General features: G+C 73.6%; 18 protein-coding genes and 2 pseudogenes. 8 read left to right on the top strand and 12 right to left on the bottom strand.

Going from position 1 to position 21,626, the window contains the following annotated elements; all coding sequences use genetic code 11:
* The first annotated feature begins 10 nt into the window (after nt 1-10).
* Nucleotides 11-475 carry a MarR family transcriptional regulator gene (locus MTP10_RS32160; protein WP_310714130.1) on the top strand — a complete coding sequence of 155 codons (465 nt, stop codon included), beginning with the start codon at nt 11-13 and terminating at the stop codon, nt 473-475.
* Nucleotides 476-574: 99 nt separating this feature from the next.
* Here MTP10_RS32160 and MTP10_RS42085 read toward each other — a convergent pair.
* The 3 genes and pseudogenes from MTP10_RS42085 to lon form a co-directional block, all read right to left on the bottom strand.
* Nucleotides 575-760, bottom strand: a pseudogene (locus MTP10_RS42085) (alpha/beta fold hydrolase); the annotation flags it as partial.
* A 280-nt stretch (nt 761-1,040) separates the two neighbouring features.
* Nucleotides 1,041-1,322: pseudogene (locus MTP10_RS42080) on the bottom strand (alpha/beta fold hydrolase); the annotation flags it as partial.
* A 262-nt stretch (nt 1,323-1,584) separates the two neighbouring features.
* A complete protein-coding gene (lon, locus tag MTP10_RS32150) occupies nt 1,585-3,957 on the bottom strand; it encodes an endopeptidase La (RefSeq protein WP_310714126.1) in 2,373 nt (790 codons plus the stop codon).
* 161 nt (nt 3,958-4,118) lie between these two features.
* Here lon and MTP10_RS32145 point away from each other — a divergent pair, with 161 nt between their 5' ends.
* Both MTP10_RS32145 and MTP10_RS32140 read left to right on the top strand, forming a co-directional pair.
* Nucleotides 4,119-4,694, top strand: coding sequence for a TetR/AcrR family transcriptional regulator (locus tag MTP10_RS32145; RefSeq protein WP_310714125.1), 576 nt, complete (start codon nt 4,119-4,121; stop codon nt 4,692-4,694).
* Complete coding sequence (locus tag MTP10_RS32140) at nt 4,678-5,790, top strand: hypothetical protein (RefSeq protein ID WP_310714123.1); 1,113 nt, start codon at nt 4,678-4,680, stop codon at nt 5,788-5,790. The genes MTP10_RS32145 and MTP10_RS32140 overlap by 17 nt, the downstream gene beginning before the upstream one ends.
* Before the next feature lie 59 nt (nt 5,791-5,849).
* Here the strand turns inward: MTP10_RS32140 and MTP10_RS32135 are convergent, their stop codons facing one another.
* On the bottom strand, nt 5,850-6,044 hold the full coding sequence (locus MTP10_RS32135; RefSeq protein ID WP_310714121.1) for a hypothetical protein: 195 nt from the start codon (nt 6,042-6,044) through the stop codon (nt 5,850-5,852).
* Between the two features lie 510 nt (nt 6,045-6,554).
* Between MTP10_RS32135 and MTP10_RS32130 the strand changes: the two genes are divergently transcribed.
* The 3 genes from MTP10_RS32130 to MTP10_RS32120 all read left to right on the top strand — a co-directional run bounded on the left by MTP10_RS32130 (nt 6,555) and on the right by MTP10_RS32120 (nt 9,331).
* Nucleotides 6,555-7,202, top strand: a complete 648-nt coding sequence (locus tag MTP10_RS32130) for a heme oxygenase (biliverdin-producing) (RefSeq protein WP_397200058.1) — start codon at nt 6,555-6,557, stop codon at nt 7,200-7,202.
* Nucleotides 7,203-7,269: 67 nt separating this feature from the next.
* Nucleotides 7,270-7,875 carry a TetR/AcrR family transcriptional regulator gene (locus tag MTP10_RS32125; RefSeq protein WP_310714117.1) on the top strand — a complete coding sequence of 202 codons (606 nt, stop codon included), beginning with the start codon at nt 7,270-7,272 and terminating at the stop codon, nt 7,873-7,875.
* Nucleotides 7,876-7,933: 58 nt separating this feature from the next.
* Nucleotides 7,934-9,331: an MFS transporter gene (locus MTP10_RS32120; RefSeq protein WP_310714114.1), complete on the top strand. Its 1,398-nt coding sequence runs from the start codon at nt 7,934-7,936 to the stop codon at nt 9,329-9,331.
* Nucleotides 9,332-9,345: 14 nt separating this feature from the next.
* On the opposite strand, the gene MTP10_RS32115 is transcribed toward MTP10_RS32120, so the two are convergent.
* Complete coding sequence (locus MTP10_RS32115) at nt 9,346-10,590, bottom strand: cytochrome P450 (RefSeq protein WP_310714112.1); 1,245 nt, start codon at nt 10,588-10,590, stop codon at nt 9,346-9,348.
* A gap of 153 nt (nt 10,591-10,743) precedes the next feature.
* On the opposite strand from MTP10_RS32115, the gene MTP10_RS32110 reads away from it, so the two are divergent.
* A complete protein-coding gene (locus tag MTP10_RS32110) occupies nt 10,744-12,195 on the top strand; it encodes an FG-GAP-like repeat-containing protein (protein WP_310714110.1) in 1,452 nt (483 codons plus the stop codon).
* Here MTP10_RS32110 and MTP10_RS32105 read toward each other — a convergent pair.
* The 6 genes from MTP10_RS32105 to MTP10_RS32080 are packed head-to-tail and all read right to left on the bottom strand — an operon-like array spanning nt 12,180 to nt 18,103.
* Nucleotides 12,180-13,682, bottom strand: coding sequence for a HAMP domain-containing sensor histidine kinase (locus MTP10_RS32105; protein ID WP_310714108.1), 1,503 nt, complete (start codon nt 13,680-13,682; stop codon nt 12,180-12,182). The two genes, MTP10_RS32110 and MTP10_RS32105, sit on opposite strands and share 16 nt — an antisense overlap.
* 16 nt (nt 13,683-13,698) lie before the next feature.
* Nucleotides 13,699-14,391: a response regulator transcription factor gene (locus tag MTP10_RS32100; RefSeq protein ID WP_310714105.1), complete on the bottom strand. Its 693-nt coding sequence runs from the start codon at nt 14,389-14,391 to the stop codon at nt 13,699-13,701.
* A complete protein-coding gene (locus MTP10_RS32095; RefSeq protein ID WP_310714101.1) occupies nt 14,388-14,954 on the bottom strand; it encodes a hypothetical protein in 567 nt (188 codons plus the stop codon). Before MTP10_RS32095 ends, MTP10_RS32100 begins: the two co-directional genes overlap by 4 nt.
* 37 nt (nt 14,955-14,991) lie before the next feature.
* Nucleotides 14,992-16,248, bottom strand: a complete 1,257-nt coding sequence (locus MTP10_RS32090) for an ABC transporter permease (RefSeq protein ID WP_310714099.1) — start codon at nt 16,246-16,248, stop codon at nt 14,992-14,994.
* Entirely contained in the window at nt 16,245-16,976 is a 732-nt protein-coding gene (locus tag MTP10_RS32085; RefSeq protein ID WP_310714097.1) for an ABC transporter ATP-binding protein, read from the bottom strand. Before MTP10_RS32085 ends, MTP10_RS32090 begins: the two co-directional genes overlap by 4 nt.
* Nucleotides 16,973-18,103, bottom strand: coding sequence for an efflux RND transporter periplasmic adaptor subunit (locus MTP10_RS32080; protein ID WP_310714095.1), 1,131 nt, complete (start codon nt 18,101-18,103; stop codon nt 16,973-16,975). Before MTP10_RS32080 ends, MTP10_RS32085 begins: the two co-directional genes overlap by 4 nt.
* 203 nt (nt 18,104-18,306) lie before the next feature.
* Between MTP10_RS32080 and MTP10_RS32075 the strand changes: the two genes are divergently transcribed.
* A complete protein-coding gene (locus tag MTP10_RS32075; RefSeq protein ID WP_310714093.1) occupies nt 18,307-19,947 on the top strand; it encodes an efflux RND transporter periplasmic adaptor subunit in 1,641 nt (546 codons plus the stop codon).
* Between the two features lie 58 nt (nt 19,948-20,005).
* On the opposite strand, the gene MTP10_RS32070 is transcribed toward MTP10_RS32075, so the two are convergent.
* Nucleotides 20,006-21,562: an alkaline phosphatase D family protein gene (locus tag MTP10_RS32070; RefSeq protein WP_310714090.1), complete on the bottom strand. Its 1,557-nt coding sequence runs from the start codon at nt 21,560-21,562 to the stop codon at nt 20,006-20,008.
* Between the last annotated feature and the right edge of the window lie 64 nt (nt 21,563-21,626).

Genomic DNA, 21,626 nt, shown 5'->3' with positions numbered 1-21,626 from the left:
CGTAGTAATTGTGGAACAGGGAGAGTTGCGGACGACGGCCGCCTCGCTGCGGCGGGCCGCCGTCGGGCTCGCCAGGCGGCTGCGCGACGAGCGCACCGCTGAGGCACCGGGCAGGCTGGGGCTGTCGCTGCTGGGGCACCTGCGCCGGCGCGGGGCCATGACGGCGGGCGAGCTGGCGGCGGCCGAGCATCTGCAGCCGCAGTCGATCACGCGGGCGCTCGCGTCCCTGGAGGAAGGTGGCCTCATCCGCCGCTCCCGCGACGAGGACGACCGCAGGCGCCATCTCCTCGTGCTGACCGACAAGGGCGCGGAAGTGCTCGCCGATCAGGTGAAGGGGTCCGACGCGCGCCTGGCCGAGGCCATGTCCCGCGCGCTCACACCGGAGGAGTGCCGCGTCCTGGGTGTGGCGGCCGACCTGATCGAACGGCTCCTCGACGACCGTCCCGGCGGAGCGTCGCCACGTCGCGGCCCCTGACCCTCACCACGAAAGCGGCCACCACCACAAAAGCGACCATCAGCGCAGAAGGCCGCGGTTCCGCGGCATCACCGCGGAAGCGGCGCAGAAACGGCGCGGTCAGGCCAGGAAGGCCGCGGTCGTCGTCACGAAGCGGCCGGGGTCGTCGAGCCACGGGAAGTGGCCCGCCCCCGGCTGGACGGTGAACCCGGCCTTCGGCCAGAGCCCGGCGAACTCGGCCACGACGCCCGGGATCGAGTTCAGGTCCACCTCTCCGGCGAGGACCAGCACCGGCGCCGAACGCCGCGAGTGCCGCCCGGGTGGCGTCCGGGTCGAAGACGCCCTCGGCGCCGAAGGCGGCGGCTGCCTCGTCGTTCCGGCGCCCGTCCTGGGCCGCGTTGTGGGCCTGGGCCGCCGCGTCCCACCGGCCGTAGTAGAAGGGGTCGATGGCCTTCCAGTTGTCGTCGCTCATCCGGCCGGCCACGATCGCCTCCAGGGCCGCGAAGGCCGGCCCGAACCACGGCTCGTCCTTCCGTAGCCGCGCGGTCGCCATCCGGGCCTCGCCGGTGGCGTCGAGGCCGACGGCCCGGGTGCTCGGGGTGATCAGGGCGAGCCTGCCGACGCGCTCGGGGTGCCGTGCCGCGTACAGCGTCGCGAGGTTCGCGCCGGCGCAGTGGGCGAGCAGGTCGATCCGGTCGAGGCCGAGGTGCTCGCGCAGGGCCTCGACGTCGTCCACGAGCCGGTCGCAGCGGTAGGAGGCGGCGTCCTCCGGGATCGCGGACCGGCCGGTGCCGCGGGGGTCCACCATGATCAGCCGGCGGTGCGCCGTCAGCCCGCCGAGGTCGCCGAGGTATGCGGAGTCCTGCATCGGACCGCCCGGCAGGCAGACCAGCGGGTCGCCCTCTCCGAGCGCGTGGTAGGCGAGAGGGGTTCCGTCGTACGCGGTGAAGGCGGGCATCGCCGGATCGTGCCAGCGGCGCCCCGGCCGGCACAACCCATTATTCCGCGGGCGCGGCGCGGCGGTGCCGCGCGGGGGCGCGGCCCCGCCCGCCGTCCCGTGAGGGAGCGGCGGGCGGGCTCCGCGTCCGCCGCCGTCCAGGTGGCGGCGGACGCGTCTCATGGACGGCGGGTCAGGCCGCGGCCGTGGAGACGACCTTGGCCGGGTTGAGGGCGATGTCCAGCACCTCGCGCACGTCACTGACCGTGTGGATGGTCAGCTCGTCGCGCACCTCCTGGGGCACGTCGTCCAGGTCGGGCTCGTTGCGGGCCGGGATGAGCACCGTGGTGATGCCCGCCCGGTGCGCCGCGAGCAGCTTCTGCTTGACGCCGCCGATCGGCAGGACCCGCCCGGTGAGCGAGATCTCGCCGGTCATGGCCACGTCGCCACGGACCTGGCGGCCCGACAGCAGCGAGGCCAGCGCCGTGGTGAGCGTGACGCCCGCCGAGGGGCCGTCCTTCGGCACCGCGCCCGCCGGGAAGTGGACGTGGACCGAGCGGTCCTTCAGCGCGGTCACCGGCAGCTCCAGCTCCGCGCCGTGCGAGCGGAGGTAGGACAGGGCGATCCTGGCCGACTCCTTCATCACGTCGCCGAGCTGGCCGGTCAGCGTGAGGCCGGTCTCGCCGGTCTCGGGGTCGGCCAGCGACGCCTCGACGTACAGGACGTCGCCGCCGGCGCCCGTGACGGCCAGGCCGGTCGCCACGCCCGGCACCGAGGTGCGCTGCTTGGACTCGGGCAGCGACGACTCGGGCACGAACCGCGGCCGCCCGATGTAGCCGACCAGGTCGTCGGCGCCGACCGTGACCGGCAGCTCGCCGTTGGCGGCCACCTTGCGCAGGATGCGGGCGACCGACCGCTCCAGGGAGCGGACGCCGGCCTCACGGGTGTACTCGGCCGCCAGCCTGCGCAGCGCCGCGTCCTCGACCGTGACCTCCTCGGCCGTCAGCCCGGCCAGCTCCAGCTGCCGGGGCAGCAGGTGGTCGCGGGCGATGGCGACCTTCTCGTCCTCGGTGTAGCCGTCGAGGGTGACGACCTCCATGCGGTCGAGCAGCGGCCCGGGGATGGCCTCCAGGACGTTGGCCGTGGCGAGGAAGAGCACGTCGCTCAGGTCCAGCTCGACCTCGAGGTAGTGGTCGCGGAACGTGTGGTTCTGCGCCGGGTCCAGCACCTCCAGCAGGGCGGCCGTCGGGTCGCCGCGGTAGTCGGCGCCGACCTTGTCCACCTCGTCGAGCAGGACGACCGGGTTCATGGAGCCGGCCTCGCGGATGGCGCGGACGATGCGGCCGGGCAGCGCGCCGACGTACGTGCGCCGGTGGCCCCGGATCTCCGCCTCGTCGCGCACGCCGCCGAGGGCGACGCGGACGAACTTGCGGCCCATCGCGCGGGCCACGGACTCGCCGAGCGAGGTCTTGCCCACTCCGGGAGGGCCGGCCAGGGCGAGGACGGCTCCGCTGCGCCGGCCGCCGACGACACCGAGGCCCTTGTCCTGGCGGCGCTTGCGCACGGCCAGGTGCTCGATGATGCGGTCCTTGACGTCGGCGAGGCCGGTGTGGTCGGAGTCGAGCACGGCCCGCGCGCCGGTGATGTCGTAGTTGTCCTCGGTCCGGTCGTTCCACGGGATGTCGAGGACGGTGTCGAGCCAGGTGCGGATCCAGCCGGTCTCCGGGGACTGGTCGGAGGTCCGCTCCAGCTTGTCGACCTCCTTCAGCGCGGCCTCGCGCACCTTCTCCGGCAGGTCGGCCGCCTCGACGCGGGCCCGGTAGTCCTCCTCCTCGCTCTCGGAGGTGTCGCCGTTGAGCTCCTTGAGCTCCTTGCGGACGGCGGCGAGCTGCTGGCGCAGCAGGAACTCCCGCTGCTGCTTCTCCATGCCCTCCTGGACGTCCTTGCGGATCGTCTCGGCGACGTCGAGCTCGGCGAGGTGCTCGCGGGACCACTCGACCAGTCTGGCCAGCCGGTCGGCCGGGTCGGCGGCCTCGAGCAGCTCGACCTTCTGGGCCGTGGTCAGCCAGGGGGTGTAGCCGGAGCTGTCGGCCAGCACCGAGGGGTCGTCGATCTGGTTCACCTGGTCGACGACCTGCCACGCGCCGCGCTTCTGCAGGATGGTGGTCGCCAGGGCCTTGTACTCCTTGGCCAGCTCCTCGGCGCGCTCACTGACGGGGACGGCGTCGACCGTGATGGCCTCCACCCACAATGCGGCGCCGGGCCCGGTGGTGCCGGTGCCGACGCGCACCCGGTCCACGCCGCGCACCACGGCGGCGGGCTCGCCTCCGGGCAGCCTGCCGACCTGCTCCACGACGGCCTGCACGCCGACGGCGCCGTAACGGCCGTCGATGCGGGGAACGAGGAGGACTCGCGGCTTGTTGCGTCCGGATGCGCGGCTCGACGACTCGGCCGCGTCGATCGCCGCACGCACCTCGGAGTCGGACAGGTCCAGCGGGACCACCATGCCCGGCAGGACCACCTCGTCGTCCAGCGGCAGGACCGGGAGGGTCAAGCTCTCACTCATGCGAACTCCCAAGGGTTGAGTTATACAGACTCAATTCATTGGAGCCCTCCAGTGTTCCCTTCCTTGCCGATGTTCGCTCAGAGCGATCGTAATCATGTAAGCCAGAGCTTTGACGCCCGGAGAGGTATACGTAGTAGACCGTCTGGTCTACGCTGTATACCGTGAAGACGACATCAGAGCGCCTGGCCGAGATGGCGCACGACATCCTGGTGCGTGAAGGCCCCGAGGCCGTGACCATGCGACGGGTCGCCGACGCGGCGGGCGTCACCGCCATGGCGATCTACAAGCACTATCCGAACCGCCAGGCGCTGCTGGGCGTCGTGGTGGACCGCGCCTTCCGGAGCCTGGAGACGGGCTGGGGCCTGCGCGGGGCGGGCGGCGACTGGGAGAGCCGGCTCTTCGGGCTGCTGGAGGACTTCCTGGACTTCGCCCTCGGCACCCCGCATCTGTACACGTACCTGATGACCGAGCGGAGGGAGCACGCCAGGCGCTTTCCCGACGACTTCACCGGCGGCCGCTCACCCGCCTTCACCCACCTGGTGGCGCTGGTGGAAGAGGCCATGCGCGCCGGGCGACTGCGCGACGACGACCCGCTCGAGGTGACGCTGGCGCTCACGTCCGGGGTCCACGGCCTGGTCCAGCTCCACCTGGGCGGGCGCGTCGGGTTGCCGGAGGAGGAGTTCCGCGCGCTGTGCCGCAGAACGGTCAGGAGGGTCCTCGATGGCGTCAAGGCGTAGGCGCGGGCTCGTCGTGGTCCTGACTCTCGTGGTCGCCGCGGTGGCCGCGGTGGGCTACGGCGCCTGGTACGGCAGCGAGCAGGCGGTCGGCGTCGTCCACTACGGCGAGGCCAACACGATGGTGCTGGCCTCCCGGCCGGACGCGGTCACCCTCACCGAGACGCCCGAGACCCGCAAACCGGGCATCTACTGGCTGGAGTGGACCGGGGCGTACACCATGCTCGGACCGATCAGCACGCGGCGGGACGGCCGGGTGACGCGCACAGTGCTGCGCGGCCGGGTCCCCTCGGCGGGCACCCCCGGCTGGTTCGGCAACGTCCCGCCCGGCAACCCCGAGGTCGCCTGGGGAGTGGACTTCTCCGAGATCGCCGTCCCCACCGACCTCGGCCCCGCCCCGGCCTGGTACGTGCCCGGCCGCGGCACCACCTGGGCCGTCGCGGTGCACGGGCAGAACGGCAGGCGCAAGGCCGAGCTGAAGGTGCTGCCGGTCGTGCACGAGCTGGGCCTGCCGTTCCTGGTCATCACCTACCGCAACGACGAGGGCGCGCCCCGCTCCCCCGACGGACTGCTGCACCAGGGGGTCAGCGAGTGGCGTGACCTGGAGGCGGCCATGCGCGCGGCGCAGGGCATGGGAGCGCGGCGTTTCGTCCTGTACGGGACGTCCATGGGCGGTGCGATCATCGGCCAGTTCCTGACCCACTCGGCGCTGGCGGGCACGGTGGACCGGGTGGTCCTGGACGCTCCCATGATCGACGCCGGCATGACCAGTGAACAGGGCGCGAAGAACCTCGGCATGCCGGCGATCTTCGGGACACTCGCCGCCGGCGTCATCGCCTGGCGCACCGGCGTGGATCTCGACCGGATCAGCCTCATCCGGCACCCGCCCGTGGTGCGGCCGCCGCTGTTGCTCCTCCACACCACGGGCGACACCGCGCACCCGGTGCGCGAGTCACGTGACCTGGCCGCCGCCGGGGCACGGCTCGGCTGGGACGTCCGGCTGGAGGAGTTCCCGTACGGAGAGCACACCGAGGCCTGGAACACCGACCGGGCGCGCTACGAGCAAGCCGTGCGCGCCTTCCTGTCGGAGGGCGCATGACCTCGGCTTGTCCGAGCGCGCGCGACCTCGGCGGCGTCCCCCTGCGGTGCGACCGCGGGTCAGCCGGGCGGAGGGGCGCCCTCCTCCGCGGGGCCGTCGGTGGCGGTATCGGCCGCAGGCTCGCCGGGGGCGTGCTGCGCGGACGTTCGGCCGGCGCTCTGGTGGCCGAGCAGATACGCTGAGTAGCCGTTCGCCGCCGGAGAGGCGCCCGCCTCATGGGGGGTGACGAACATGGGGAACTGGTGTTGAGTCATGTCGAGTCGCCTTCGTTGCGTGTGACGGGGCGCCGACGGGCCGAGGGGGACGACTCCTGGTGCAACAGGATGCCGCCGTCCCCCTCGCCCACTGACGCCGGGGCGTTGCCGCTCTCCGCATGACGGCCATTCATCGTACGTGAATACGATGCACGTTCACGTTCACTTCCGAGGGCGCGCGGGGCCCTCTCGACGGAAGCGTACAAAACATCGAGACCGCCCCGTGCGGGTACTCGTGAATCAAGCTCGGATCAATTTTCCTTCAGGAATCGTACTGGTCAGGAGGCACTTGCTCGGCCGGCGGCGCGCATGCGAGCAGCCCAGCTGGGGTCATTTATCCGCATTTATAGAAAATGCTGTTGTAGCCGGGGCACGGAATTCTTCGTGAAGAAGAAAAGGAGCGCGGGCGACCGGGATTTTTAACGACACGGTGTCATCATCCGCTTGACGGGAGGGCCGCAGGTTTGTGACACTGTGTCATGAAACTGCGGTACGTGATGAGGTGTGGGTGTGACGTCGTTCTCCGAAGCGTTGAGGAACGCCACGTGGGGTGACCACCAGGCGGCCGAGGGCGAGAGCTACCTCACGGAGCTCATGGGCGGCCGGCTCAGCGCCGCCGAGTACGGCGAAATGGTCGCGCAGCACCACTTCGCGTACGCGGCGCTCGACGGCGTGTCCCGCGAACTGACGGACCACCCGGTGGCGGGACGGTTCGTGTTCCCTGAGTTGTACCGCGAGCGGGCGCTGGAACGCGACCTCGCCACGATCTACGGCGAAGGATGGCGCGACCGGATCACCCCGTCGAAGTCCACCCGGACCCTGGTGGCCCGGATCGAGCAGGTGGCCGGCTGGCCCGGCGGGTACGTCGCCCACCACTACACCCGCTACATGGGCGACCTGTCGGGCGGGCAGTTCATCCGGATGGAGCTCCAGCGCATCTACGGGTACGCGAAGGGCGGCGGGGTCGACTTCTACGTGTTCGACGAGGTGGGCAGCCTGCCGAGGTTCAAGCAGGAGTACCGCTCCCGGCTGGACGCGTTCGGGGAGGGCCTCGACGAGCAGGAGCGGCAGCGCGTCGTCCGCGAGGTGAAGCTGGCCTACCAGCTCAACACCGAGGTGCTGGCCGAGCTGCTGCACACGGTGCGCGCGGCGGCCTAGGTCACCGCGCCGTCACAGGTCCGGGCTCCGCCTCGGCCTGCGCGGCCGCGCGGCCTACCATGACCCTATGCCCCGGATCTCCGCCGCGACCATCGGCGAGCACCGCGCCCGCACGCGCGAGCGCATCCTCCAGGCGGTCTCCCGCCTGTCGCGCGAGCAGGGCATCGACGCGCTCTCGATGACCGACGTCGCGCACGAGGCCGGCATCACCAGGACCGCGCTCTACAACTACTACCCCGACAAGGCGGCGCTCCTGCTCGCCTTCACCGAGCAGGTCACCAGCTACTTCATCGAGAGCTACGAGCGGGAGCTGCCCTACGGGGCGACCCCCGCCGAGCGGCTGCGCGCCTACGTGCGGCTCCAGCTCACCGGCCTGGTCGCCCACCCGCATCCCGGCCCCGCCGACCTCGGCGCCGCCCTCGGCCCCGACGCCTACCAGCGGCTGGCCGAGCACGTCGCCCCCATGCAGCGGATCCTGGCGGAGATCCTGGAGAGCGGCGCCGCGTCGGGCGACTTCGAGGTGCCGGACGTGGCGGCGACCGCGCGGATGGTGCTGGCGGTGATCGGCGCGGAGCGGGTGCCCCTGGTGAGCGGCGCCGACACCGTGGACCGGGCCGGGGAGCGGGTGTCGGACTTCGTGCTGCGCGCCCTGGGGGCCCGCACCGGGGGCTGACCGCAGGGGCCCGGGGGGAGATCAAGGTCTACCTCGGGGCGGTGACAGGATGGGGCCCATGGAGAACGGCCACATCCGGCTCGCGTCCGCCCGGGGGCGGTGGATCCTCGCCGCCACGGTCCTGGGCTCCGGCCTGACCTTACTCGACAGCACGATCGTCAACGTCGCCCTGCCCTTCCTCGGCAAGGAGCTGGACGCCGACATGGCGGGCCTGCAGTGGACGGTCAACGCCTACACGCTCACGCTGGCCGGCCTCATCCTGCTGGGCGGGTCGCTCGGCGACCGGTTCGGCCGGCGCAAGGTGTTCGTCATCGGCACGGTGTGGTTCGCGATCGCGTCCGCGATGTGCGGGCTGGCCCCCGACGTGGGGTTCCTGGTGGCCGCGCGGGCGCTGCAGGGCGTGGGCGGGGCGCTGCTCACGCCCGGCTCGCTGGCCATCATCCAGGCGTCGTTCGTGAAGGCCGACCGGCCACGCGCGGTGGGCGCCTGGTCCGGGCTGGGCGGCGTGGCCGCCGCTGTGGGCCCGCTGCTCGGCGGCTGGCTGGTGGAGTGGGCGGGCTGGCGGTGGGCGTTCCTCATCAACCTGCCGTTCGCGGCGCTGGTGGTGCTGGTCGCCGCGCGGCACGTGCCCGAGAGCAGGGACGAGCAGGCCTCCGGCCGCTTCGACGTGCTGGGCGCGGTGCTGGCGGCGCTGACGCTGGCCGGCATCACGTACGGGCTGATCGACCTGAGCGCCCCCGCGCCGCTGATCGCCGGCGTGGCGCTGGGTGTGGCGTTCGTGCTGGTCGAGCGGCGGCGCTCACCGGACGCGCTGGTGCCGGTCGGGATCTTCCGCGACCGGGTGTTCACCGCGGTCAACGTGGTGACGCTGATCATGTACGCGGCGATGGGCGTGGTGTTCTTCCTGCTGGTGGTGCAGCTCCAGGTGGTGTCCGGGTTCTCGCCCATCGCGGCGGGCCTGTCGCTGCTGCCGACGACCGTGCTGATGCTGCTGCTGTCGGCGCCGGCCGGGGAGGTGGCCAAGAGGTTCGGGCCGCGCCTGCCGATGACGGTGGGCATCGTCGTGGCGGGCGCCGGGTTCCTGTGGATGAGCACGATCTCCACCGGCGCCTCGTACCTGCTCCAGGTCCTTCCGGCGGTGGCCGTCTTCGGTCTCGGCCTGTCGGCGGCCGTGGCCCCGCTGACGGCCACCGTGCTGGCCACCGCCGAGGAGCGGTACGCGGGCACGGCCAGCGGCGTCAACAACGCGGTGGCGCGCACGGGCAGCCTGCTCGCGGTGGCCGCGGTGCCGCCGCTCGTCGGCCTGGTCGGCGACGCGTTCGAGCAGCCGGCGGTGTTCGACGCGGGCTTCCGGACCGCGATGATGGTCAGCGCGGTGATGATGTTCGTCTCCGCGGCCATCACGTTCCTCACGATCAGGACGAACGTGCTCGACCCGGAGCGGGCCGACCGCTGAGGCGCCCCGCGGCCCTAGAACGTGAACGGCTGGCTGCGGACGCTGTTGTCGAAGTTGGACAGCAGCAGCTCCGGCTCGCCGACCGCGCGGATCCCCGGCAGCCGCGTGAGCAGCTCGCGGAACATCGTGCGCATCTCCTGGCGGGCCAGATTGGCGCCGAGGCAGAAGTGCGGCCCCGGCCCGCCGAAGCCGACGTGCGGCTTGGTGTCGCGGGTGATGTCGAACGCGTCGGGGTCGGGGAAGACGCTCTCGTCGCGGTTGGCGGAGCCGTAGAAGAGCACGACCTTGTCGCCCTGCTTCAGCTCCAGCCCGCGCAGTGAGTAGTCCTGTGTGACGGTGCGGCGGAACTGCATGATCGGGGAGACGTAGCGGACCATCTCCTCGATGGCGCCGTTGATGTGGCCGTCGAAGTCACTCGCCAGCAGCTCGCGCTGGGCGGGGTTGTCGGTGAGCAGCTTGATGCCGTGGGCCATCGTGTTGCGCGCGGTCTCGTTGCCGGCGACCAGCAGCAGCGCGAAGAACGAGCCCAGCTCCTTGTCGGTGAGCTTCTCGCCGTCGGGGTTGGCGGTGACCAGCAGCGAGATCAGGTCGCCCTGGGGGTCGGCGGCGCGCTCGTGACCGAGCTTGATCACCATGCGCTGCAGGGCGAGCAGGGCCAGCATGTTCTGGCCGGCGAGCTGGATGCTGCGGGCCAGGCTGGGGCGCACACCGGTGTAGGCCGTGGAGACGTCGACGTGCTCGTGGACCTTCTCGCGCAGCTCCTGCGGGATGTCGAGCATGTCGCAGATGACGTGGATGGGCAGCCGGGCGGCGACCTGGTGGACGAAGTCGCGCGGCCCGTCCTCGACCACGTCGTCGACGATCCGCGCGCAGGCCGCCTCGATGTCGCCCTGCAGACCGGCCAGCATGCGCGGGCTGAAGGAGCGGGTGACGATGCGCCGCAGGCGGGCGTGGCGGGGGTCGTCCATGTTGACCATCGACTCGCCGAACACCTGCTTCACCCAGCCGGGCGGCTCGGGGTTGGTGACGGCCGGCTCGCTGGAGAACACCTTGGCGTTGCGGCTGGCCTCCACCACGTCGGCGTGGCGGACCAGGGCGTAGAAGCCCTTGCCGGAGCGCAGGAGCGGCACCCGCTTCTCCTCGAAGAACACCGGGTGCTCCAGCTGCCGGAGCCGGGCGAACGCCTCGTTGCGCTCCTTGGGGGGCTTGCGCCAGAAGTCCAGGTCCGCGAGATCGATGTCCGCCACGTCGATAGCCACGCGCCTATCCTGGCACGGTCCCGGGCCGGCCCGTGATGGGATCGTCGTGCCGGCCGGGCTTCCTGTTCGCGGGGGTCGATGTGCATCCGGACCTCTTGGCGCGTTCCCGTGCCGTTCAGGCCCGGTTCCTTCCGGGGAGTCATCACTGGAGACATGAAAGCGCTGCTCGCCGCATGTCTGCTCCTCCCTCTCGCCTCCGGCCCGGCTCACGCCGAGGCGGGTACGGCCGCCTCCGGCAGGGTCGCTGCCGGTACGGCCGCCGCCGCGCGGTCGTGCGGCGGCGGGGCCTCCGACTTCGACGGCGACGGCCGTCCCGACCTCGCCGTGGCGGCGCCGTACGACGACCGGCGCGCCGGCTCCGTGACCGTCCTGTACGGCGACGGGCGGAAGGTGCGGCTCGTCCAGGACGACGCCGAGCCGGGTGACTCGTTCGGCTCGGCGCTGGCCACCGGGGACTTCGACGGCGACCGGTGCGCCGACCTGGCGGTGGGGGTGTCGGAGGAGTTCGCGGGCGAGCGGGTGCCGGGCGGTGACGGCAACGGCGCGGTCCAGGTCTTACACGGCTCACCGGAGGGGCTGCGCGCGGGCGAGCGGCTGGTGCTGCGCAAGCCGTCCAGCGACCGGTTCGGCGCCACGCTGGCGGCGGGCGACCTGGACGGCGACGGCCGCGACGAGCTGGCGGTGGGCGCGCCCACCCGGGGGCGGGGCGGCGCGGTGGTCGTCTACTGGATGAAGGGGCGCGGCCCGTACGAGATCACGCAGCGCACCCGCTGGGTGCGGCAGGCCGCGAACGTCACCGACCAGGGGGGCGGCGCGCTCGCGATGGGCGACTTCGACGGCGACGGCCGCGACGAGCTGGCCGTGGGCGCGCCCGCCGACAGCGTCACCCAGGACGGCCAGGGCTCGGTGACCATGCTCGACGTCGCGCGCGGCCGGGCCCTGGGCCTGACGCAGAGCAGCCCGGGGATCAAGGGCTCGGCGGAGAAGTGGGACGCGTTCGGCGCGGCGCTGACCTCCGGCGACTTCGACGGCGACGGCCGCGACGACCTGGCCGTCGGGGTGCCCGGCGAGGGGCTGAGCGCCAACCAGCGGGCGATGGACTACGGCGACGGGGCCGTGCACGTGCTCTACGGGGGCCGCTCCGGGCTGCGGGGGGCCCGGAGCGAGATGTGGACGCAGCGGCTGCTGCGGGGCGAGCCGCGCTACTACGACCGGTTCGGGGCGGCGCTGGCGGCCGGGGACTTCAACGGCGACGGCGACGACGAGCTGGCGGTGGGGGTGCCGGGCGAGAACGCGGTGCAGGTGCTGGCCTCCGCCCCGGCGGGCGGCCTGACCCGCCACGGGGACGGGCTGGTCAAGGGGCGCGGCGCGGTCCCGGCCGTGCTGCCGGCCGCGCGCGGCGAGCACGTCTCGGCCCTGTCCGTCACGGCGGCGAGGAAGGCGCCCGGAGGACCGGCTGACGGGCTGGTGGTGGCCGAGCCGGACAAGGGCGCGGTGTGGCTCGTGCCGGGCGCGCGCAAGCCGGGCCCGTACCCGGGGGTGCGGCCCGGCCGGGCGCGGGAGCTGGGCGAGGGCGCCGGCCTGTACGGCTACGCGCTGGGGTAGGAGCCCGGCTCGGCGGCGGGCAGGACGACGCGGAAGACCGCGCCCTTCCCCGGCTGCGACGAGGCGGTGATCGCGCCCCCGTGCGCCTCCACGAGCGTGGCCGCGATCGACAGGCCCAGCCCGGCCCCGCCGGCGCCGCGCGCCGGGTCCGCCCGGTAGAAGCGCTCGAACACCAGCTCCGCGATCTCCTGCGGGAACCCCGGCCCCTCGTCGGCCACCTCCAGCTCCACCCGGTCGCCGGACACGCCGACCCCGACGCGGAACGGCGTGCCGGGCGGCGTGTGGGTGAGCGCGTTGCCGATGAGGTTGCCCAGCACCTGGCCCAGGCGCGGCTCGTCGCCGACCACCGGCACGGGCCCCTCTCCCCCGTCGAGCCGGACCAGCTCGATGACCCGGTCGGGGGCGAGCGTCTGCGCGTCGATGACGGCGGTCGCGGCCAGGCTCAGCAGGTCCACGGGGCGCCGGTCGAGGGCGCGCCGCTGGTCGAGCCGGGCCAGCAGCAGCATGTCCTCCACGAGCAGCCCCATGCGGGCGGCCTGCCCCTCGATGCGGCCGAGCAGCCGGACCGCCTCGTCCAGGCTCCGCTCCTCACCCAGCCGGTACAGCTCGGCGAAGCCCCTGATGGAGGTGAGCGGGGTGCGCAGCTCGTGGGAGGCGTCGGCCATGAACCTGCGCATGACCTCCTCCGACCGCCGGGCGGCCGTGGCCGAGCGGCGGGCCTCCTCGGCCGCCGCCTCCCGCTCCCGCACCGCCACCTCGATCCGGCCGAGCATGCCGTTGAGCGCCCGGCCGAGCTTGCCGACCTCGGTGGTGGCGGCCCACAGCGGCACCCGGCGCGACAGGTCGCCGCCGGCGATGTCGCGGGCGGTGCGGGCGATCTCGCCGAGGGGGCGCAGGCTCCGCCGTACGACCCAGTAGCAGGCGATCCCCAGCACGACCAGCGTGCCGCCGCCGCCCACGACGACGATGAGCATCAGCTGCGAGACGGTGCCGTCCACGTCGCCGAGGTTGATCGCGACGACGCGGCTGTCGCCGTCGCGGGCGGGCACGGCGATCACCCGCCACAGCGGCCCGTCGGCGGGCAGCGACTCGACGGTGAAGGGACGGCCGGCGCGGCGGGCGACCTCGGCGCTGGTCAGGCGGGGCAGGTTCGGGGTGTAGTCGTCGGTGGACTCGGAGAACCTGCGGATCACGGTGCCGCCCGCGTCGACGAGCACGCCGTGGAACAGGCCGTAGAAGCGCTCCGGCGACCGGGGGCCGGCGGTGGGGTCGGGGGGCGGCGGCATGCGCGCCGGGCGGCTGGCGGAGTGGAGCTGCTGGTCGACCCGCTCCACGAGGTAGCCGCGCAGCAGCCGGACGGCGAACAGCCCGGTCAGCGCGATGGCCAGCGTGACCATCAGCAGCGTCGCGGAGACCAGGCGCAGCCACAGCGGGGTGCGCGCCAGGCGGCGCCGCACGCCGTGGACGGCCTCAGTCCCGCGTCCCACGCTCATTCCCTCCGGGTCAGTCCTTCGGCGGGCGCAGGATGTAGCCGACGCCGCGCAGGGTGTGCAGGTGCCGGCGCTCGCCCGTGTCGAGCTTGCGCCGCAGGTAGGAGACGTACGACTCGACGAGGCCGACGTCGGTGCGCCAGTCGCCGTTCCAGACGTGGTCGAGGATCTGGGTCTTGGACAGCACCCGGCCGGTGTTGAGCATGAAGTAACGCAGCAGCCGGAACTCGGTGGGCGACAGCCGCACGGGCAGCCCGTTGCGCCACACCTCGTGCGTCTCCACGTCGAGCTCCAGGTCGCCGGAGCGCAGCCGGTTGGGCAGGGGCGCGCCGCGCCGGGTGCGGCGCAGCACGGCGCGGATGCGGGCGATGACCTCCTCCAGGCTGAACGGCTTGGTGACGTAGTCCTCGCCGAGCCCCAGCCCCGCCAGCCGGTCCTCGGGGGTGTCCTTGGCGGTGACGAACAGCACCGGGACGCGCCGGCCGCGCGAGCGCAGCCGGGTGGCGACGGTCAGGCCGTCGAGGTCGGGCAGCATCACGTCGAGCATGACGAGGTCGGGCGCGCGCTCCTCGGCCACCCGCAGCGCGCTCTTGCCGTCGGCGGCGGTGAACACCTCGAAGCCGGCCATGCGCAGGCTCGCCGAGAACAGCTCCCTGATGTTGGGCTCGTCGTCGACGACCAGCAGCCTGGCCTCGGGGACGCTCATCGGCCGCCGCCTCCCTGGGTGATCGACACGGCCGACACCGAGCCGTCGGCGGCCTTCTCCCCGCGCACCACGACGGTGGTGCCGGTGGCCAGGTCGGACACCTTGGCGGGCTTGGAGATCTGCACCGTGGTCGAGCCGGTGGTCGTGACGGTGACGGTGGAGCCGTCCATGGCCTTCAGGTATACCTTGCCGTCCGCCACCTTCTCGACGGTGCCCACCGTCCCGCCGCCTCCCATGCGGCCCATGCCGGGCTGCCCGCCCGGCTGCCCGCCGGGCTGACCGCCGTAACCGGGCGGGGTGCCGTACCCCTGGGGCATGCCGTTGCCGCGCTGGCCGTACCCCTGGGGCCCGGCGCCCGCCTGCCGGCCGGCGGCGGCCGGCACGGCGTCGCCGCCCAGCGTCTTGTGCGCCTGGATGCCGATCAGCACGCCGGCCACCAGCACCACGCCGGCCCCGAGCGCGAGCGTGAGCTTGGACGGCGCCCGGCGCGGCTGGACGGCCAGCTCCTCGCGCAGGTCGTCGCGGAACGGCGAGGAGTCGAGCGAGCTGTCGCGCTCGGCCATGTCAGTCTCCTAGGGGGATACGGGGATGGGGGACGCGTCACTCGTGGCGCAGGGCCTGGATCGGCCTCAGCTTGGCGGCCCGGTTGGCGGGATAGCTGCCGAAGAACAGCCCGATGCCGACCGACACGCCGAGGGCCAGCACGACGGACGACGGGACGAGCACCGGCTCGATGCCGGCGATGGTGAACCGGGTGCCGGCGAAGGCCACGAGCACCCCGGACAGCCCGCCGACGAGGCTCAGCAGCGTGGCCTCCATCAGGAACTGGCCGAGGATCGCGCCGCGGGGCGCGCCGATGGCCTTGCGGATGCCGATCTCCCTGGTCCGCTCGGTGACGGTGACGAGCATGATGTTGGTGATGCCGATGCCGCCGACCAGCAGGGAGATCGCCGCGACCGCGCCGAGCAGCACCGTGAAGGTGCTGGTCGCCGCGCTGACGGTCTCCTGGAGGGTGGCCTGGTTGAGGATGCGGTAGTCGGCTGCGGCCGTGCCGGTGATGCCGTGCCGCTGGTTGAGCAGCGCCGTGACCTCGGCCTGCGCCGTCTCGGTGGCGGACGCCCCGGTGGCCCGGACGACGATCGAGCCGAGCGACCCGAACCCGGTCAGGCTCTGCTGGACGGCGGGCAGCGGCGCGATGGCCACGTCGTCGGCGTCCTGCATGCCGCTGGAGCCGCTCTCCTTGAGAACGCCGACGACCGTGAACGGCACGCCCGACACGCTCACCTGCCGGCCGACCGGGTCGAGGTCGCCGAACAGCTCCTCGGCCACGGTCGTGCCCAGCACCATGACCTTGCGGGCGGCCAGCACGTCGTCGTTGAAGAAGTACGTGCCCCGCTCCACCTGCTTGTTCATGGCCTCGAAGTAGCTCGGGTAGGTGCCGACGAGCTGCGAGACGGTGTGGCTGGCGGCCTCGTAGGTGGCGGTGGCCGAGCCGGCGGTCACGACGGGCGAGACGGTCGCGACCGACGGGGCGGCCGCCTTGTCGGTCAGGGCCTCGGCGTCGGCCAGGGTGAGCTGCCTGGCCTGCGTGCGGGGGCCGGTGTTCTGGCCTCCGCCGCCGGGGGCGCCCCGGCCGCCGCCCGCGCCTCCGCCGGTGAAGGACGGCGAGATGGTGAGGGTGTTGGCGCCGAGCCGCTGGATGTTCTGCTGGATGCTCTGGGACGAGCCCTCGCCGACGGCCACGAGCAGGATGACCGCGGCGACGCCGATGAGGATGCCCAGCGTGGTCAGGGCGCTGCGCATCTTGTTGGCCAGCAGGCCGCGCAGCGCGAAGCGAACGATCTCCAGCCGGTTCACCGGGCGGCCTCCGCGAGCCTCGGCGGCGGGCCGTCGACCGGCGCCTGCCTGCGGTCCTCCACGACCTCGCCGTCCACGAGCCGGATGACCCGCTTGGCGTGCGCGGCGACGTCGTCCTCGTGGGTGATGACCACGATCGTGCGGCCGGACTGGCTGAGCCGGTCGAGGATGTCGAGCACGTCGCGGGTGGAGGCGGTGTCGAGGTTGCCGGTGGGCTCGTCCGCCAGCAGCAGGGCCGGCGCGGTGACGAGGGCGCGGGCGACGGCGACGCGCTGCTGCTGGCCGCCGGAGAGCTGGTTGGGCTCGTGGTGGATCCGGTCGGACAGGCCCACCTGCTCCAGCGCGGCGAGCGCGCGGGCTCGGCGCTCGGCCTGGCCGACGCCGCCGTACACGAGCGGCAGCTCCACGTTCGCCAGCGCGCTCATCCGCGGGATCAGGTTGAACGACTGGAAGACGAAGCCGACCCTGCGGTTGCGCAGCAGGGCGAGCTGGTGCTCGTCGAGCAGGCCCACGTCGGCGCCGTCGATCCGGTAGCTGCCGGAGGTGGGGACGTCGAGGCAGCCGAGGATGTTCATGAGGGTGGACTTGCCGGAGCCGGAGGCGCCCATGATGGCGACGTAGTCGCCCTTGTCGACGTCGAGGTCCACGCCGCGCAGCGCGCGGACCCGGGCGTCGCCCTCGCCGTACTCCTTGACCAGGTCCCGCACGCGCAGGACGGGAGCGGTCACCGCCCGCCTCCGGGCACGCCGCCGCCGCCGGGGAAGCCGCCGCCGAAGCCGCGCTGCTGGCCGTTGCCCGTGCCCGTCCCGGTGCCGGTGCTGACGGAGGGCAGGACGAGCACGTCGCCCTCGGACACGCCGGAGGTGATCTCCGAGGTGGCGGTGCCGCGCACCCCCACCTGGACCGGGGTCCTGACCTGGCCGCCGTTCCTCAGCAGCGTGACCGTGCTCTGGCCGCCGCTGGTGGAGATGGCGGCGGTGGGGACGGTGACGGCGTTCTCGGCGGTGCCCACGACGACCTCGACGGTGGCGGTCTGGCCGAGCCGGACCTGCGCGGGCACGCTGCCGAACGTGATCGTCACCGGGTACTGGACGACGTTGTTGCTGGTGGCGGCGACCGGCTGGATCTGGCTCACCTTGCCGGTGGCGGTGACGCCGGGCAGCGCGTCGAAGGTGACGGTGGCGCTCTGGCCGACCTTCAGCTTGCCGGCGTCCGACTCGGTGAACGAGCCGACGAGCTGGAGCTTGCGGGTGTCGGCCACCTCGATGAAGCCCGACGTACCGGACGAGCCGGACGAGGCGGACGAGGCGGACGAGCTGTTCGCCCCCGGCTGGCCGGACTGGGTCTGCCCTGAGCCCGAGGACGAGCCGGAGCCGGAGGAGGAGCCGCCGACGCTGCCGTTCACGGCGGTGACCGTGCCGGCGAAGGGCGCCCGGATCACGGTGCCCGCGACCGTGCGGCTCGCCTCGCGGTAGGCGTTGCGCGCCTTGACGTAGGCGGCGTAGAGCTGCGCGGTCGAGGTTCCGTCCTCGGTGGCGGAGGCCAGCGTGGCCTCGGCGGCCGACAGGGTCTCCCGCGCGGCGGCGTCGTCCACCTCGGCGAGGATGTCGCCCTTGCTCACCTTGTCGCCGGCCTTGACGTTGACGCGCTCGACCGTGCCGCTCGTGCCGAACGTCAGCGCCCTGCTCTTGGCGCTCTCCACGGAGCCCGACGCGGTCACCGAGGCGGTCACGCTGCCCCGGCCGGCCGTCGCGGTCCGCAGGGCCGTCTCGCCGGCCGCCTCGTCCGTGCCGAGCTGGGCATAGGCGAACGCGGCACCGCCCAGGAGGAGCACCACCAGCGCTCCGTTGGTCACCAGCGTCCTGCGGCTGGTAGTGGTCGTCGGCGCTCTGCGCCTGGGGGACACCTTCACAGGCGGTGACCCTGGCACACCAGCCTGCGCCGGAGCCGGGAGCTTGCTGAAGGTTCGCTGACAACGACCGCCGCCCCGAAGGCACACAGCGAACTCTGAGCCGGCTCGCAGGAGGGCGTGAACCTGCCGCGCCAGGATGGGCCGTCATGAGACCGACTTCGCGGCCGAAGGCGCTCGCGCTGGGCGCGCTGGCCCTGGCCGTCCTGGCGGGCGGCTCCGGCCTGGCCGTAGCGCTGCGCGACGACGCCCCGGCCACCGCCCGGATCCAGCTGGCGGCGGCCAGGCGCGGCGCGGTGACCGCCTCGGTGACGGCCGCCGGCAACACCGTCGACGGGTCGCGCCGCGACCTGGCCTTCGGCGGCTCGGGGACCGTGACGCGCGTGTACGTCAAGGTCGGGGCCAAGGTGCGCAAGGGGCAGGTGCTGGCCCGGATCGACGGCCGCGCCGCGCGGGAGTCGTACGAGGCGGCCAAGGCGGACCTGGCGGCGGCCGAGGAGGCGCTGGAGGACGCGTCGTCGTCCACGACGGCCACCTCGTCCTGCGCCCCGTCCTCCTCGGCGGCCCCGGCAGCCGCCGCCCAGGGTCTCGCCGCACAGGCAGCCGTGTTCCGGCAGGCCGGGACGCCCGCCCCTCTTCACGGGACGGCTGCCTCCCCCACGCCCACGCCCTCCTCGGCGTCGCACCCTCCCGGCCGCCCCTCGCCGGACCCGACCCGGCCTGAGCCGCGGCCCACGGCGACCGTCACCGTGACGGCCACCGTGACGGCCACCGTCACGGTCACCGCGACGGCGACGGCGACGGCGACGGCGACCACGACCGTCACCGCCGCGCCGCCGACCCGCCCCTCGACCACGGAGCCCACCGCCGGACCGACGGGCGGCCCGGCTCCGACTCCCACTGTGCCCCCCGCTGGGTCCCCCACGGGACGTCCCACCGGCGGCCCGAGCGCCGGCCCGACCGGCAAGGCCAGCCCGGGGACCAGCGGCAGGCCGACCGGGAAGGCGACCGGCAAGCCCACGGGCAAGCCGTCGGGCGGGCCCTCCGGCCGGCCCTCGGGCGGTCCCAGCACCCGCGCCTCCAGCGGCGCGCGTCCCTCCCAGGGGGCGTGCGCCCCGGGCGGCGGCGCGAAGGGCGGGCTCGGCGAGGAGCAGGCGCAGGCGAACGTCGACCGCGCCCAGGCGGCGCTGGAGCAGGCCGCCGACGCCGTACGGGGCACCCGCATCGTGGCCCCCGCCGCCGGCACGGTCCTGTCGGTCGCGGGCCGGGCCGGTGACGCCGCCGGCGGCGGCACGTTCGTCAGCCTCGGCGACCTGGACGAGCAGCAGGTCCAGGCCATGGTCACCGAATCCGACGTGAACCGGCTCAAGATCGGCCAGAAGGCGCAGATCACCCTGGCCACGCGCCCCGGGCAGCGGTACGCGGGCCGGGTGACCGGCATCGCCCCGACCGCCACCACGGACGGCAGCCTCGTCCGCTACTCCGTCGCGCTGGCCTTCGACGAGCCGCCGTCGGGCATCATGCTGGGTCAGACGGCGTCGGTCGTGGTGACGACCGGCAGCGCGGCGGACGCCGTCTACGTGCCCGTCGCGGCGGTGCGCGGCCGCGCGGACGGCGCCTCGGTGGTCACCGTGCGCTCGGGCGGCCGGGACGCCACCCGCGTGGTGCGCACGGGCGTGCGCGGCGACCAGTACGTGCAGGTCACCTCGGGCCTCAGCGAGAGCGACCAGGTGGTGCTGGAGGGCGGCTCGGGGAGCGGATTCCCCGACGGGGCCTGGCCGGGACGCTGAGCCAATCTTCAGCGTCCGCACAGGAGACGGTCAGGCAGGGACGGACAGGCAGAGACGGTCAGGCGCGGGCCTGGGCGGTGGACGGGATCGTGACCCGGTGCGCCGTCCTGGCCCTGGCTCCCCTGCGGGAGATGTAGTCGAGGGTCCGGTAGTCCACCGACAGCTCGTCGGGGGTGAGCCTGGCCATCAGGTACCCGCGCCGCTGGTCGATGAACGAGATGTGCGGGTTCTCCGACAGCGCCTCGGCGATCCACGCCTTGTCGCGGTAGCCGTCGCCGTCGCTGGCGATCGAGGAGGCGATGAGCTCCTTGGCGATCACCGGCGCGTCGGGGTCGTCGAAGTCGGTCTTGAGGTCGGCCAGGTGGTGCATGTGGGCGTCGCCGGTCAGGACGACCGGGTTCGACGTGGCCGCGAGCGAGCCGAGGAGCCGGGTGCGCTCGGGGGCGTAGCCGTCCCAGGAGTCGAGGTTCACCTCGCGGCCCGGCCCGACCTTGTAGTCGCGCTGCGTCATCATGATCTGCTGCCCGAGCAGGTTCCACCGGGCGGTGGAGCCGCGCAGGCCGCTCTCCAGCCAGCTCCACTGGTCCGGGCCGAGCAGCGTCCGCCCGGAGTCGAGCCGGTCGTCGCAGCCGGCCCGCACCCCGTCCAGGCACGCCTGGTCGTCGCGGAACTGGCGGGTGTCGAGCAGGTGGAAGCGCGCCAGCGGCCCCCAGGAGACGCGCCGGTTGACCCGCAGCACGGCGCCCTGCAGGCTGGCGCGGCGCAGCGGCATGTTCTCGTAGTAGGCGCGGAAGGCGTGGGCGCGGCGGCCGGCGAACCCGGGCGCGCCGGTGCTGGAGACGGAGCCGGCCCAGTTGTTCTCGATCTCGTGGTCGTCGAAGGCCACCAGCCACGGGGCCGTGGCGTGGGCGAGCTGGAGGTCGGGGTCGCTCTTGTACTGGGCGTGGCGGAGCCGGTAGTCGGCGAGCGTGGCGCACTTGCCGGGCGTGTGGGTGCGGACCCGGCCGGCGAGCGCGGTGTAGCCGCTCGGGCCGTACTCGTACATGTAGTCGCCGAGGAAGACGACAAGCTCCGGCTCCTCCTCGGCCAGGCGCCGGTAGGCGGTGTAGTAGCCGTGCTCGTAGTGGGCGCACGCGGCGACGGCGAACGCGAGGGACCGCTCCCCCGCGGGAGCGGTCCGGGTCCGGCCGGCGGGCGACAGCCGGCCCTGGGAGCGGAAGCGGTAGAAGTACTCGCGGCCGGGCTCCAGGCCGTCCACCTCGACGTGGACGCTGTGCGCGGCGCCCGCGCGGGCCGTGGCGGTGCCGGAGCGGACGACGGACCCGAAGCGCTCGTCGGCGGCGATCTGCCAGTCGACGTCCACGTCGCGGGACGGCATGCCGCCGCGTCCGTCGCCGCCGAGGGGGTCCAGGGCGAGGCGGGTCCAGAGCACGAACCCGTCGGTGGAGGGGTCGCCCGAGGCGACGCCCAGCGTGAACGGGTCGCCCTTGAGGGCGAGGGAGCCAGCCGCCGCGAGGGAGGCGGAGGCCCCCGCCGGTGAGGTGGGGGTGGTGAGGGCGCCGGCCTGGGTGAGCAGGCCGGCCGCCGCCGCGGTGAGGAAGGATCTGCGGTTCACGCCTCAGGTATGTCCGGCGCCGCTGACCCGGTCATGACAGCGGCGCCACGTACGAGTGAACAGC

It is taken from the genome of Nonomuraea sp. 3-1Str (assembly GCF_031570565.1).
GTDB lineage: Bacteria > Actinomycetota > Actinomycetes > Streptosporangiales > Streptosporangiaceae > Nonomuraea.
This window is presented reverse-complemented; position numbering and strand designations above follow the sequence as displayed.

Excerpts from the sequence above, each read along its gene's own strand:
- lon (WP_310714126.1), bottom strand. The coding sequence starts at position 3,957 with ATGAGTGAGAGCTTGACCCTCCCGGTCCTGCCGCTGGACGACGAGGTG.
- MTP10_RS32140 (WP_310714123.1), top strand. The coding sequence starts at position 4,678 with ATGGCGTCAAGGCGTAGGCGCGGGCTCGTCGTGGTCCTGACTCTCGTG.
- MTP10_RS32135 (WP_310714121.1), bottom strand. The coding sequence starts at position 6,044 with ATGACTCAACACCAGTTCCCCATGTTCGTCACCCCCCATGAGGCGGGC.
- MTP10_RS32125 (WP_310714117.1), top strand. The coding sequence starts at position 7,270 with ATGCCCCGGATCTCCGCCGCGACCATCGGCGAGCACCGCGCCCGCACG.
- MTP10_RS32120 (WP_310714114.1), top strand. The coding sequence starts at position 7,934 with ATGGAGAACGGCCACATCCGGCTCGCGTCCGCCCGGGGGCGGTGGATC.
- MTP10_RS32110 (WP_310714110.1), top strand. The coding sequence starts at position 10,744 with ATGAAAGCGCTGCTCGCCGCATGTCTGCTCCTCCCTCTCGCCTCCGGC.
- MTP10_RS32100 (WP_310714105.1), bottom strand. The coding sequence starts at position 14,391 with ATGAGCGTCCCCGAGGCCAGGCTGCTGGTCGTCGACGACGAGCCCAAC.
- MTP10_RS32095 (WP_310714101.1), bottom strand. The coding sequence starts at position 14,954 with ATGGCCGAGCGCGACAGCTCGCTCGACTCCTCGCCGTTCCGCGACGAC.
- MTP10_RS32075 (WP_310714093.1), top strand. The coding sequence starts at position 18,307 with ATGAGACCGACTTCGCGGCCGAAGGCGCTCGCGCTGGGCGCGCTGGCC.